The following is a 12,608-nucleotide window of genomic DNA, read 5'->3' as shown; positions in this document are numbered from 1 at the left end:
TTGCGACGACTACGCTTTGGCGCGCTTTCGAGCGGTGCGCGTAACCGCTGGCTTCTGCAAGAGGGCGCATTGCTGAATCACGCTCTGGAGATGATCCGGACCCGCCGTGATGGCGCCAAGTAGCGTCATCACGACAAAGTCGATCAACTTTGGTATCGCCACTTTCGTGTCCGCGCGCGGCGCGCGGTTCGCCAGGATCAGCGTGGCGAGACCATGCTCCATACTCCACGCGGTATGAGTCACGAGCTTGAGATCGGAGTGGGCCCAACCACTCTCGATAGCCAGCGCCTCGATCGTCTCGGAAAACAACCCAAAAGACCTGTTACTTTCCTCGATGAGTTCTGGATACGCTTGATGCGCCACGATGCGAGGCCCGATCATCAGACTGAACAGCCCATTGTGGTGCTGCGCGAACTCAACATACACCCGCATCATCCGGTACGCTTTGGCAAGCGCCGTATCCTCGCTGTCACGGATCGCAACGCGCAGCGCAGCGAGGTCACGATAACCGCTCGCCGCGATCGTGGCCAGCAGTTCGTCGATACCCGCGAAATGTCGCGAGGGCGCGGCTTCTGATACGCCCACCATGCGCGCGAGGTAACGCAGGCTCAAGTCTTGTGCCGATACCTCCATGAGCGCGCTGCGCCCCGCTTCGATGAGCGCGTTGCGCAGATTGCCATGGTGGTAATCCGCATTCTTCGCGATAGATGACTTGGGACTCACGTGACCTTCGTTCGAGGAGCAAAACAAGGAAATGATTATAAATTCTGCGCGGAGAGGCACGCAATATCGCGGCTCACGCGCTAAACAAGCGTATGCCGCTACACGCATTCTAGCGGCTCAGTTGCGCGGCTGGGCGTCGGGATGCATCGCATGCCGGGCCGCTCAGAGGTGCGCAGCGCCCGGAGCGGCATTTCGGTGCACAAAGCGGGCACTTGCCGCGAGCACCTGCCGCGCCCACGTCGGCATCGACTAATCACGTTGCGCTTTGAACCGATATGTCGCCAACGCGCGATCGCCTCCTGACAATGCGCTGCACGCCGAACAGAAGAACAACGACGCCAAGTGCCTGGACACAGGCCACCATGATGAATCCACTCGCATAAGTTCCCGTTGCGTCGCGAACATACCCGATCACAAAGGGCGTGACGAAGCCCGCGACGTTGGCGACGGAACTGATTAACGGCACGCCAACCACCAGCGACTTACCGCTGAGCAGGCCGACAGACATCTGCCAGAAGAGCGTTATACCAGCCCCCGTTCCGGCGAAGCCAAGAACAAGCAGGAAGAAAGTCGCGGTGGTACTACTGTGCCAAACAAAAACGAGCGCCGAGAGGCTGGCCGCAGTGAAGACCGACGCCAGCGCACAGAAGATCCGGCGGCGATGCGGGGCGCCCCCGATGCTGCAGATGAGCACATTGCCCAGTGCCCCCAGAATGCAGGCACCGGCAACTGCACGGCCAATCTCTTTGTACCCGCCGAATCCCGCCTCACGAAGTATCGTCGGCGAGAAGAAAAACAGTGCCGCCGTGGCGGCAAGGAGGCAGAAGTAGGCGGCGCTCAGGATCCAGACAGCGGGGTTGAGTAACAGCGGACGCTCGTCTTCGCCGATGTCGTCCATCGTTTCGGCATTCTTCCTGAGATCGTCCTCGATGAGCTTACGCTGTCGCGCCGAAAGCCACTTCGCGCCGCCGGGCAGATCGGGAAGTATCATGAACGCGACGCACGCCAACACGATCGTAGGGATGGCCTGAGTGAAGAACATCCATCGCCAGCCCTGAAAGCCGGCCAGTCCGTTTAAGTGCTCGAGCACGAATCCCCCTGCCAAGCCAATCGTGACCGGCGAGAAGAGCGACCCTGAGTGGAAGATGCTGAAATTGCGGGTACGCCGTTTGCCCGGGAACCACGCATTGAAGTACAACACAACACCTGGGTAGAAACCGGCCTCGAACACACCGAGCAGGAACCTCAACGCGTAGAACGTCGGTGCGCTATTGACGAACGTCATCGCAACACTCGTCATGCCCCAGCCGCCGGCGACACCGGCAAGCACGGCGCGTGCACCGAACTTCTTTTGCAACATGGTCGTCGGCACGCCGAACAGCACATAGCCGACGAAGAAAAGCCCGGCGCCCAATCCATATACCGTTTCGCTGAATCGTAGATCCACGACCATCTGCAACTTCGCAAAAGCAACGTTCGAACGACCGACCCACGCCAGCATCCATAAGCCAAACAGTATCGGCAGTATCCTCCATTGCGCCGAAGCGTAGGCCTTCCGCAGGAGGGCGTTGTCATCTGACGATGACCCGTCTACACAGGCTTGCTTCACCACTTCCATTCGGTCCTCCGACGTGTTGTGTTGATACCGGTAATACAAGGCGGACCGCAGCTATCAAAGGTCGCCGGTCACTTCTGCGACATACGCTCCGAGGCCGATCGTCCTGAAACCCGCACGCCGGCATCGACCGGAGAAGGAGACGGCGCGCCCCGACCCGTGGTTGCGTCTAGTCGGACCGTGCTTCCGCAAGAACAGCGGCGTCGATCTCCTTCGCGCACGGTGGTGGCCCGCCGACCAGGATGCCCGCGTCAATCGCCTTGCGAACCTCGCCTTCCGACAAGCCCGCGCCGCGGAACACCTGCTCGTTGTGTTCGCCGCGAAACGCCGGCGCGCTGCGCATTCCAAGCTCGTCATCGGAAAAGCGCCATGGATAGCCATGGATGAGATACGAGCCGCCGCGGCGATCCGGGATCTCGTGCACAGCACCCCACTGCTTCGCCCAATCGGTCTCGGCCAATTCCTTCAGCGTACGGATCTGGCCTATCGCGATCTTGGCCTCGTCGAGCTGCGCATCGAGCGTCCTGAGATCGCGGAACGACAGCATCCACGTCTGGATCACTGCGTGCAGTGCCTTGTAGTTCTGCAGGCGGCGCTCAGCGGTGCTGAAGCGTGGATCCCGCGCAAGGTCCATACGGCGCATGGCACGCAAATAGTTCGGAAACGTGTTGCTGCCGATGATGCTTTGCGCCGCCACGAACTCTTCGCCGCCGGGGCCGACGAAATGTGGGCCGTCGGCGGCGCCGAGGATGCCCGGCTCGGCGCCCGTATCGACGCCTGCGAGATCAAGGTGAGCGCGTTCGTTGATCGACAGCATCACGGCCGCCATCGCGACGTCGATGTATTGGCCGCGTCCGGTTACTTCACGTTTGCGCACTGCCGCGAGCACGGCGATCGTCGCTTGCAGGCCCGCATAGACGTCCGCGTGCGATAGGGGATCGGTCCACCTGCGGCCGTCGCCCGCGCTGTCGAAATGGCGCAATGTGTTGTGCGTGAACCCCGTTTCAGCCTGCACGGTCGGCGCGTAGGCCATGCGCGACGCCCAGGGGCCGCGCTGGCCGTAGCCGGTGATCGATACGTAGACCAGCTTTGAATTGCGCCTCGCGAGCGTCTCGTAGTCGAGTCCGAACCCCTTGAGCGTGCCGGCCCGAAAATTCTCGACGATGATGTCCGCCTCGTCGCACAGGCGTAGCACAAGCTCGCGTGCATGCGGCGCGTTCAGATCGATGCTGACGTTGCGCTTGCCGCTATTCTGCTGCGCGTAGTAGCCGGACATGCCGTCGCGATTCGGGAACGCAGCTCGCGACACATCGGGCCGCGGCGGCTCGATCTTGATAACGTCGGCGCCGAGATCGGCCAGCGTGCGTGCGCACAGCGGACCGGCCAGCACGCGCGAAAAATCGACGACCTTGAGTCCTTCGAGCGGTCCGCCCATGTCAATTCCCTTCGAAAGTGGCGGTACCCGGGCCGGCCTTATCGAAGGCCTCCAGTCCACGCTTGAGATCCTGCGATGCCCAGATCGGCTTTTGCAGTTCGAACATCGCTTCGTCGGCGGCAGCGACACCCTCGTTGACCGCGACTCGCACGAGCTGCTTGGTCGCGGCATGCGCGATGGTCGGCCCGGCCGCCAGTTCCTGCGCAACCGATAGCGCGACTTCATCGAGTTTGTCGTCGGGCACAACGAGATTGATCAAGCCCCAGCGTTCGAGCGTCGCCGCGTCGTAGCGGCGGCCGAGCATCGCGAGCTCTTTTGCACGCGCCGGGCCGGCCCGCATCACCTGACGCTGGATGCCACCGAGCAGCGGATGCAAGCCGAGCGCAACCTCGACTGAGCCGATCTTGGCCGATTCGGCGACCACGCTGAAGTCGCAGGCGAGCGCCACTTCGAAGCCACCGCCGAGGCATGTACCGTTCACCGCGACGACGATCGGGATCGGTAGTGTCTCGAAGCCGCGAAGCACTTCAAGCGGATCCATCAGCGCCTTGCCTTGCTTGGCGATGCGGTCCGGAAAAAGCGCCACTTCGGCACCGGCCGAGAAGTGCCGCAGACCGCTGCGCAGCAGGATCGCGCGCGAGCCGCGTTTCACTGCCTCGTCGAATTCATCGAGTAGCGCGCGATACAGCGTCGGACCCATCAGGTTGTGTGGGCGACGGTTCATCGTAAGAACCGTCACATGACCTTTGAGTTCGCTCAGAACAATTGCTTCGTCCATTTTTGCTCCATTTCGTCAGGTTCAGATGTTTTTCGATTTATATGTTAACAAGCATAACATGTGAGTGAGGTACTGATACCAGCGTTTTCCCTGGCTGAAAAAAGTAACAACGGGAGAGGTTCGTTTCTCTGTCGTAGCAAAGACAATCAGACTACGCAGAGCGCGGTAGGGAACTCCGCGCATGGACAGCCTGGACATCGGGCGTGGGCGGGTCGCTGAAAGCCATTGCCAAGCGGCGAAAGATCACCACCCGAACATCAAAACTGAGCGGGGAGGGGCGGCCTGCTGCCTCGACGTTCCTGGCCGCCAGGTTCTGAAGGGAAGTCACACCGATGGAATACCGACTGCTCCGTAGTGAACAGCGCCCGCGCCGTCATGCAGTGCGGGCGGCGGCCTCGGTAGCCTGCTGGGAGTGTCTCAGTCGTCGACACCCGCGACGACGCGCGCGTCCCTTTCGGCTCCGTTCCCCAGTACGACTAACGCTTTCTGATAAGCCTCACTCTGAAACGTGGCGAGAGCCTGTTCGAAACTCGGGAATTCGACCACGACGGTCCGTTCCTTGAGACCCGCCTGGAACGCAACGACCTCGCCGCCTCGCACCAGGAATTTTCCGCCGGCCGCTTTCACCACCTGCGTCGCGAGGACGCCGTACGCCGCGAGCTTGCTTGCGTCATGGACCGCCCGATACGCTGCCACCCAATATCCCTTTGCCATTTCGCTTCCTCAGTTGAAAAATACCTGACTATAGTAACGCCGTTAACATCAATATCAATGAGGGTTATTCCTGGGCTAAAAAATGTGGCCGGAGGAGGAGATAACGGTGTTAACATGAATCAATGCGATGACTCAATGCCAACCTTTTCGCGGAGAACCTCATGCCGTACACGACTGTCAATCCTGCTACCGGCGAACTGCTCGCCACCTATGACGACATATCCGACCCATTGCTCGAAGCGAAGCTCGCTGCCGCGCAGCGCGCTTTTGAAACCGACTGGCGCCGCCGTCCCGTCAGCGACCGGGCGCGCATTGTGTCGCGCGCGGCTGCGCTGTTGCGGGAAAAGGCCGACGAATACGCAGGCTATCTGACGCTGGAAATGGGCAAGCGCGTCGGCGAAGCGCGCAAGGAAGTGGAATCGTCGGCGAGTATTCTCGACTACTACGCCAAGCATGCGCATGCGTATCTGCAACCACGCCCGCTTGCGGAAGCGCCCGGCGCAGCCGTGCACATCGAGCCAATCGGCGTGCTCTTCGGCATCGAGCCGTGGAATTTTCCGTACTACCAGATTGCGCGTGTAGCCGGGCCGCAACTGATGGTGGGCAACGTCCTGCTGCTCAAGCATGCGGAAAGCGTGCCGCAATCGGCGTTGGCCTTCGCTCGACTGTTCGAGGAGGCAGGCGCGCCCGAAGGCGTATATACGAATCTGTTCATCTCGATCGAGCAGGCGGGCCGTGTCATCGACGACCCGCGCGTCCAAGGCGTGACCCTGACGGGCAGCGAGCGCGCCGGCGCCGCCGTCGCCGAGCGTGCCGGCCGCAATCTGAAAAAGGTCGTGCTCGAACTGGGCGGCAGCGACCCGTTCATCGTGCTCGACGATGCGCCGCTCGACTGGGCGATCCAAAGCGCGGTCGCGGGCCGCATGCTCAATGCGGGTCAATGCTGCGTGGGTTCCAAGCGCATCATCGTGGTTGGCAAGGCGCGCGGGGACGCTTTCCTTGAAGGCTTCGCGAAGCGAATGGCGGCGCTCGAGACGGGCGACCCAGCCGATCCGGCGACCGCCGTCGCCCCGCTTTCGTCCGAGCGCGCGTTGACGCTGCTGCTTGAGCAGATCGATCGCGCGGCTTCGCACGGCGCACGCATCGTGTGTGGCGGCACGCGCGTCGAGCGCCCGGGCTTCTACTTGCAACCGACCGTTCTGACCGACATCTCGCCGCAAAATCCGGTGTTCGCCGAAGAACTGTTCGGCCCGGTCGCCGCCTTCCACGTCGTCGAGGACGAAGCCGCCGCGATTGCGCTCGCCAATGGCACGCCGTACGGTCTCGGTGCGTCGGTGTTCACCGCGGATACCGAACGCGGCGAGCGGGTCGCCGCACAGATCGACAGCGGCATGGTGTTCATCAATCAGCCGTTCGGCACGTCGGCGGAACTTCCGTTCGGCGGCGTCAAGCGTTCAGGTTTCGGCCGGGAGCTTTCTCAGCTGGGCTTCGACGAATTCGTCAACAAAAAGCTGATCAGGGTTGCGCCCGTCGGGGCTGCACCGTTCGGCCCCGCGCGGGCCGCCTGAACGTACCCCGGCGCGCCGTCCGCTCATTGTCATGTCCGTCGACGGGCGCCCGACGCCGGTCACATGGCGAGGCGCGGAATTGTGGCGCTTCATTCTTTTTTCCTTTGAACGAACACTATGACAAGCAAGACGATTATCAGTTGTGCACTCACTGGAAGCGACGATACGCCGCGGCTGAGCCCTGCAGTGCCCGTGACGCCCGAGCAAATCGCCAATGAGGCGATTGCTGCATGTGAAGCCGGTGCGAGCATCGCCCACATTCATGTTCGTGACCCCAGGACTGGCGTTCCAAGCACTGAGTTGTCGCTCTACAGAGAAGTCGTTTCTCGTATCCGCGATAGCGGGTGCCCGATATTGATCAATCTGACGACGGGCCCGGGTGCGCGTTTCGTTCCCAGCGACGAAGACCCGAACCGGGGAAGTGAATTGAGTACGATGATGACGCCTGAGGCCCGCGTCCAGCATGTGCTCGAGTTGCGTCCGGAAATCTGCACTCTGGACGTAGCGACCATGAACTTCGGCAGTCGCGCATTCGTGAACGTGCCCGACCATCTGGTCAAGATGGCAACCTTGATCGAGGAAGCAGGCGTGAAGCCGGAAATCGAGGTATTCGATCTGGGGCACGTGCGCCTCGCGCGCCACCTGATCGAAACGCAGGGGATTCTGCAGGCTCCCCTGTTCCAGTTGTGTCTTGGTGTGCCATGGGGCGCGGCCGCCGACACCGAGAGCCTTCTTCAGATGAAGCGCTATCTGCCTGAGAACGCCCGTTGGTCGGCATTTGGTATCTCGCGCGCGCAATTTCCGATCGTGGCTCAAAGCGTGATTCTTGGCGGACATGTCCGCGTCGGCCTCGAGGACAATCTTTATCTTGCCAAAGGCGAACTGGCGCCAGGCAACGCAGCGCTGGTCAAACGTGCGGTCAGTATCGTCAAAAGCATCGGCGCGGACGTGGCAACGCCCGACGAGGCTCGCAGCATACTTGGCCTTCCCCGTCGCCAATAGAACGGCTTGAGAGCGTGCTACGGTCCGGATCATCGGCGCAGTTCAGGATCGAGGACGCCGGTGTTGGAGCGACGATGTGACTGCGCGCTTCTGTCCGATGAGTCGCAGTCGATGGTTAGGAATCCGGCCTGGTTCCAACGGGAGCCGATGGACAGCGGGGCCGCCTTCCCTAAGAGCGCTACGTTGCGAAGCGCATTGGTTTTGACCGGTAGCCTATCCCTGGGCTACCCATACCGCCGCCTCACTCATGTCTGGTTCATCCTTTTCCTGCAAGAGACCTGGATGTTCCGACATAAGAAACGCGGCATCTATTGATGCATGGAGACAAAAATGCCTTTGTGGAATATCTATCATCCGGTCGGCGCCTACACGGCAGAGGAAAAGCAGGAGATGGCCAGTCGAATCGCCGATATTTACATCATTCCTCGCTTCTACGTAGGCGTTCTGTTTCATGAACAGCCGAAAGACTCCTTTTTCATGGGGGGTGAGTCGCGAGGCGACTTTGTCAGAATCAGATTAGACCAATTCGCCAGACACATCTCCAAGGACGTCGAGTGGACGGCGTCCTGGCTCCGCAAAGCGAACGCTGCGATTGCGCCATTTGTCCAGGATCGAGGCTACCACTACGAGTTGCATGTCGGCGAAACGCCGCGAGAACTGTGGTTGATCGACGGCATTCGACCACCTCGGCCTGATACGGATGCCGAGAAGAAATGGAAGCTTGAAAACCGGGCGTCGCCATATGAGCCGAGCGAAGGTTGAATCGATCAGTCACGTCTGAAACGACTCGGAGGCTGAACTCAATCGACTACGGTGAAAGCCGGGCTTTCACCGTAGTCTGTCCCGACCCGGCGGCCAGGACAGTAGAGAAACACGCCTGGTATCATCGGCGCGAACGGTTCCAGCACGTGCACCAGTTTCCCCGTTCGCAACCTTTCCGCGGCCATCGGCTCAGGGAGTTGGGCAAGGCCTATGGCTTCGACTGCTGCGCCAGGCAAGTGGGAAAATCGTGGGCGATGAACGGTCGATCGCATGCGCGGCAGCGCGCACATTCGAACATAGGCTGAGCTCAGGCACCGGACATCCGGGCACAGACCCTTGGCGGCAAGTTGTCGAACTCCCTAGATGTTATGCGATCGCGGTCCCGCCGTAGCGATGGGCATCCTTTCGTCCGTACGGTCAAACACCTTTTCCGGCTCGTCCGCTTCTTCCGGCGTCTCGCTATCCAGGACCCGGCGCATTCTCGGTTGGTCTAGTTCGTTGGTCCACTTGGCGACCACCAGCGTAGCCACAGCATTGCCGATGAAATTCGTCAGCGCGCGCGCTTCGGACATGAAGCGGTCGATGCCGAGGATAAGCGCAAGACCCGCAACCGGTACATGTCCGACGGCGGACAGCGTTGCCGCCAGCACGATGAACCCGCTGCCCGTCACACCCGCAGCGCCTTTAGAGGTCAGCAGCAATACGGCGAGCAAAGTAATCTGATGCGTGAGGTCCAGCGGCGTATTGGTCGCCTGCGCGATAAAGATGGCCGCCAGTGTGAGGTAGATCGACGTGCCATCGAGATTGAATGAGTATCCGGTTGGAATGACGAGTCCGACCACGGATTTCTTCGCGCCAAGATTCTCCAGCTTCACCATGACGCGAGGCAGGGCTGCTTCGGACGAGGAGGTCCCAAGAACGATAAACAGTTCTTCCTTGAGGTACTTGATCAACTTCCACACGCTGAAACCATGGAAGCGGGCAATCAGTCCTAGCACGACGAAGATGAAGAACAGGCAGGTCGCATAGAACGTGAGCATCAGCATCCCAAGCGAGAGCATGCTGCCGATGCCGTATTTGCCGATGGTAAAGGCCATCGCGCCAAAGGCGCCGATCGGCGCCGCCTTCATGATGAAGCCGACGATGCGGAAGAACACATGGGAGATCTTCTCGACAAAGTCGAATATCAATGTGCCTCTACCGCCGAACGAGTGCAACGCGAAGCCGAACATGAGCGCGAACAACAGAACCTGAAGTATCTCGCCCTTGGCGAACGCGTCCACCACGGTCGAGGGGATGATGTTCATCAGGAAGTCGGTCGTGCTCTCCATCTTCCGCCCACTGGTGACCGTAGCCACTGCCTTCGCGTCCAGCGTCTTCGGGTCGACGTTCATGCCGGCGCCGGGCTGTACCAGGTTGACGATCACCAATCCGACCAGCAGCGCGAGAGCGCTGACGATCTCAAAGTAGAGCAGCGCCAATCCCCCGGTCTTGCCCACCTTCTTCATGTCTTCCATGCCGGCGATGCCGACGACCACGGTGCAGAAGATGATGGGGGCGATGATCATCTTGATCAGTTTGATGAAGGCGTCGCCGAGCGGCTTCATCGCCTCGCCAGTGTGCGGGGCGAAAATTCCCAACACAACGCCCGCGATGATCGCGACGATTACCTGAAAATAAAGTGATCGGTAAAGCGGTTTGTGCGAAGCCATTTGAGCTCCCAAACAATCACTTCAGTCGTCGTGACCCAGATGACGGCGGGCAAGCATCCCAGCGCCGAACTGTGCGGCGTAGTCGGGATACCTGTGCATCCTGCGCAGATCGCGAGAACGGCTGGGCTTACCCGGCAGCCTGCGAAAACTCTTACCAAAGCATTACAAAGACTATGCTTCGCATCCGTCCGCGACAACCGGGCAAACCCGAGCGTGCACCGCAGCAAACCGTTTTGTGACCAAATGTTGTGTCGGCGCGGCGTTCGATTCCGCGTGATTTGCGAACCCGTGCATTCGCGATTCAGCGCGCCACCTGAACGGGCCGGGAGTGAATGACCGCTGCACCCTGGAATCGCACGATTGAGTAAGGCTTGGCCCGACGTCCATAGTGGGTCCGAAAGCAGTCGTTAGCATCGGGCCGCGCTCGCAGCCGTCAGCGCTTGTCGACGGGCTCGCGTTTGAAGCCGGTCAGCATCGAGCCGATCAGATTGTCACGTGTCCAGATGCTCATGGCGACGGCCGCGAGGATATGAACGCACACGCAGACTTGCAGTGCGATCGACAGACACGTGTGAAGGTTATGCGGCCAGTCTTCGCCCCAGAAGGCGTCGAGGCGCATCAGCCAGCCGCTTGCCGCCAGCGCGAGAATCAGCAGCCAGAGTGCGATCGCCATCAGGCCGCCGAGCGGATTGTGCGACAGATGATGCAGCGGTTTGCCGGCGGCCAGTGAGCGCACGTAGGCTTTCAGATACGCCGGCGTCGGCCACCAGGCGGAGAATCGCGCGTACGGCGTACCGATAAACCCCCACACGATGCGCCACGCAACGAGACCCGCAGCGATATATCCCAGTACCCGATGCGTCTGATCAGTCGGCCCGAACAGATTCCACACGACGATGCCCGCGACGGTCCAGTGCGTGAACCGCACGCCCATGTCCCAGGTTTTGACGGGCATCGCGCGCGCCAGGCGTTAGTCGATCTCGGACTTCACGACGGCAAGCGTCTTGGTGTCGTAATAGATCTCGACCTTCTTGCCCTCTTTGTTGTGGCCGTAGATTTCGTAGCAGTTGCCGTCGACCTTGAACTTCTTGATCTTATAGCCCTCTGCTTCAAGTTGAGCGCGCGCATCCGATTCCTTCATCCACTCGCTCTTCGGATGGGCCGGGCAATCGGCTTTAGCGAACGCCGTGCCGGAAACACCCAATGCGACACATAACGCCAGGAATTTAAGCATCCATCACCTCATAGGCTGGTTTGTCGAGCGCCCACTTTACGTGCAGCCGGATTGGACTGCAAGCGTATTGTAGGCTTTGAGCGGAAGCAGACTAGCGTGGTGGATCAAGGAAGAGTGGGGGTAGCGAGCAACATCAGTAACGGTTGCTGGGCATGCCCGATAGACTGAGTCTTGCTCACCAGGCAACAGGAGGATTTACCATGAAACTGACCGACTTCGATACGCTGACTTTCGACTGCTACGGCACGCTGATCGATTGGGAAACGGGCATCTTCGAGGGCTTGCGTCCTCTGCTCGAACGCGTCAATCCGCCGCTGACGCGGGATCAGGTTCTCGAAGCACACGCACGTCACGAGTCGTCGCAGCAGGCCTATACGCCCGCCAGGCGTTACCAGGAACTGCTTCCTATCGTGTACAAGCGACTGGCCGAAGAATGGCAGGTGCCTTTCACGCACGAGGAGTGCCTCGCCTACGGCAAGTCCATACGTAACTGGCCGGCATTTGAGGACTCGGCGGCCGCGCTGCAGTACCTGAAGAAGTACTACAAGCTGGTGATCCTGTCGAACATCGACAATGAGAGCTTCACGCACAGTAACGCGAAACTCCAGGTCGAATTCGACGCGATTATCACCGCAGAGGACGTCGGCTCCTATAAGCCGTCGCCGCGCAACTTCGAGTACATGCTGGACAAACTGAGTGCCCGCGGTATCGGGAAGGAGACGATTCTCCATACTGCGGAAAGTCTGTTTCACGACCACAAGCCCGCGAACGCGCTTGGGCTTGCATCGTGCTGGATCTATCGGCGCCATTCGCAAACCGGTTTCGGCGCGACGATGAACCCGGGCGAACAACCTGCCGTGAACTTCCGCTTCAACAGCATGGCAGAACTCGTGAAGGCTCACCAGGAAGCGCTGCTGCAGAAGTAGCGACCTGCGTCATGCACCGGCGTTCGTGTCGGTTTGGTGCGCCGCGCCGGTAGCGCGATCTTCATTGTTCGCGATTTCGCACTCGAAGAGATTCAGGACGCCGCTTCGACGTTTGACGCGGCGTGGAGCGTTTTACGCA

General features: G+C 60.4%; 12 protein-coding genes and 1 pseudogene. 4 read left to right on the top strand and 9 right to left on the bottom strand.

Annotated features, from left to right (window positions below):
• Positions 1–9: 9 nt before the first annotated feature.
• The 5 genes from PQR42_RS08525 to PQR42_RS08505 all read right to left on the bottom strand — a co-directional run bounded on the left by PQR42_RS08525 (position 10) and on the right by PQR42_RS08505 (position 5,265).
• A complete protein-coding gene (locus PQR42_RS08525) occupies positions 10–831 on the bottom strand; it encodes a TetR/AcrR family transcriptional regulator (RefSeq protein ID WP_408386371.1) in 822 nt (273 codons plus the stop codon).
• Positions 832–976: 145 nt separating this feature from the next.
• The gene (locus PQR42_RS08520) at positions 977–2,341 is read right to left on the bottom strand and encodes an MFS transporter (protein ID WP_408386373.1); all 1,365 of its coding nucleotides are present in this window, start codon (positions 2,339–2,341) and stop codon (positions 977–979) included.
• 166 nt (positions 2,342–2,507) lie between these two features.
• Positions 2,508–3,773, bottom strand: coding sequence for a CaiB/BaiF CoA transferase family protein (locus tag PQR42_RS08515; RefSeq protein ID WP_408386375.1), 1,266 nt, complete (start codon positions 3,771–3,773; stop codon positions 2,508–2,510).
• Between the two features lies 1 nt (position 3,774).
• A complete protein-coding gene (locus PQR42_RS08510) occupies positions 3,775–4,551 on the bottom strand; it encodes an enoyl-CoA hydratase/isomerase family protein (RefSeq protein ID WP_408212725.1) in 777 nt (258 codons plus the stop codon).
• 417 nt (positions 4,552–4,968) lie between these two features.
• Complete coding sequence (locus PQR42_RS08505; RefSeq protein ID WP_408212728.1) at positions 4,969–5,265, bottom strand: DUF1330 domain-containing protein; 297 nt, start codon at positions 5,263–5,265, stop codon at positions 4,969–4,971.
• Between the two features lie 161 nt (positions 5,266–5,426).
• Here PQR42_RS08505 and PQR42_RS08500 point away from each other — a divergent pair, with 161 nt between their 5' ends.
• The 3 genes from PQR42_RS08500 to PQR42_RS08490 all read left to right on the top strand — a co-directional run bounded on the left by PQR42_RS08500 (position 5,427) and on the right by PQR42_RS08490 (position 8,597).
• A complete protein-coding gene (locus tag PQR42_RS08500; RefSeq protein WP_408212730.1) occupies positions 5,427–6,833 on the top strand; it encodes an NAD-dependent succinate-semialdehyde dehydrogenase in 1,407 nt (468 codons plus the stop codon).
• A 117-nt stretch (positions 6,834–6,950) separates the two neighbouring features.
• A complete protein-coding gene (locus tag PQR42_RS08495; RefSeq protein ID WP_408386377.1) occupies positions 6,951–7,835 on the top strand; it encodes a beta-keto acid cleavage family enzyme in 885 nt (294 codons plus the stop codon).
• Between the two features lie 330 nt (positions 7,836–8,165).
• Entirely contained in the window at positions 8,166–8,597 is a 432-nt protein-coding gene (locus PQR42_RS08490) for a tautomerase family protein (RefSeq protein WP_408212735.1), read from the top strand.
• An 86-nt stretch (positions 8,598–8,683) separates the two neighbouring features.
• Here the strand turns inward: PQR42_RS08490 and PQR42_RS08485 are convergent.
• The 4 genes and pseudogenes from PQR42_RS08485 to PQR42_RS08470 form a co-directional block, all read right to left on the bottom strand.
• Positions 8,684–8,871: pseudogene (locus PQR42_RS08485) on the bottom strand (LysR family transcriptional regulator); the annotation flags it as partial.
• Positions 8,872–8,956: 85 nt separating this feature from the next.
• On the bottom strand, positions 8,957–10,309 hold the full coding sequence (locus PQR42_RS08480; RefSeq protein WP_408386379.1) for a dicarboxylate/amino acid:cation symporter: 1,353 nt from the start codon (positions 10,307–10,309) through the stop codon (positions 8,957–8,959).
• A gap of 433 nt (positions 10,310–10,742) precedes the next feature.
• Positions 10,743–11,264 (bottom strand): cytochrome b/b6 domain-containing protein, encoded by a 522-nt coding sequence (locus PQR42_RS08475; RefSeq protein WP_408386381.1) that lies wholly within the window; start codon positions 11,262–11,264, stop codon positions 10,743–10,745.
• 15 nt (positions 11,265–11,279) lie between these two features.
• Positions 11,280–11,543: a PepSY domain-containing protein gene (locus PQR42_RS08470; protein WP_132374980.1), complete on the bottom strand. Its 264-nt coding sequence runs from the start codon at positions 11,541–11,543 to the stop codon at positions 11,280–11,282.
• 200 nt (positions 11,544–11,743) lie between these two features.
• On the opposite strand from PQR42_RS08470, the gene PQR42_RS08465 reads away from it, so the two are divergent.
• Positions 11,744–12,469, top strand: coding sequence for a haloacid dehalogenase type II (locus tag PQR42_RS08465; protein ID WP_408212744.1), 726 nt, complete (start codon positions 11,744–11,746; stop codon positions 12,467–12,469).
• Positions 12,470–12,608: the final 139 nt, after the last annotated feature.

The organism is Paraburkholderia sediminicola (genome assembly GCF_046027355.1).
GTDB lineage: Bacteria > Pseudomonadota > Gammaproteobacteria > Burkholderiales > Burkholderiaceae > Paraburkholderia > Paraburkholderia sediminicola_B.
The sequence above is the reverse complement of the archived record's forward strand: the minus strand, read 5'-3'. Positions and strand labels throughout refer to the sequence as shown.

Excerpts from the sequence above, each read along its gene's own strand:
- PQR42_RS08495 (WP_408386377.1), top strand. The coding sequence starts at position 6,951 with ATGACAAGCAAGACGATTATCAGTTGTGCACTCACTGGAAGCGACGAT.
- PQR42_RS08515 (WP_408386375.1), bottom strand. The coding sequence starts at position 3,773 with ATGGGCGGACCGCTCGAAGGACTCAAGGTCGTCGATTTTTCGCGCGTG.
- PQR42_RS08510 (WP_408212725.1), bottom strand. The coding sequence starts at position 4,551 with ATGGACGAAGCAATTGTTCTGAGCGAACTCAAAGGTCATGTGACGGTT.
- PQR42_RS08480 (WP_408386379.1), bottom strand. The coding sequence starts at position 10,309 with ATGGCTTCGCACAAACCGCTTTACCGATCACTTTATTTTCAGGTAATC.
- PQR42_RS08525 (WP_408386371.1), bottom strand. The coding sequence starts at position 831 with ATGCGTGTAGCGGCATACGCTTGTTTAGCGCGTGAGCCGCGATATTGC.
- PQR42_RS08490 (WP_408212735.1), top strand. The coding sequence starts at position 8,166 with ATGCCTTTGTGGAATATCTATCATCCGGTCGGCGCCTACACGGCAGAG.
- PQR42_RS08500 (WP_408212730.1), top strand. The coding sequence starts at position 5,427 with ATGCCGTACACGACTGTCAATCCTGCTACCGGCGAACTGCTCGCCACC.
- PQR42_RS08520 (WP_408386373.1), bottom strand. The coding sequence starts at position 2,341 with ATGGAAGTGGTGAAGCAAGCCTGTGTAGACGGGTCATCGTCAGATGAC.
- PQR42_RS08505 (WP_408212728.1), bottom strand. The coding sequence starts at position 5,265 with ATGGCAAAGGGATATTGGGTGGCAGCGTATCGGGCGGTCCATGACGCA.
- PQR42_RS08470 (WP_132374980.1), bottom strand. The coding sequence starts at position 11,543 with ATGCTTAAATTCCTGGCGTTATGTGTCGCATTGGGTGTTTCCGGCACG.
- PQR42_RS08475 (WP_408386381.1), bottom strand. The coding sequence starts at position 11,264 with ATGCCCGTCAAAACCTGGGACATGGGCGTGCGGTTCACGCACTGGACC.
- PQR42_RS08465 (WP_408212744.1), top strand. The coding sequence starts at position 11,744 with ATGAAACTGACCGACTTCGATACGCTGACTTTCGACTGCTACGGCACG.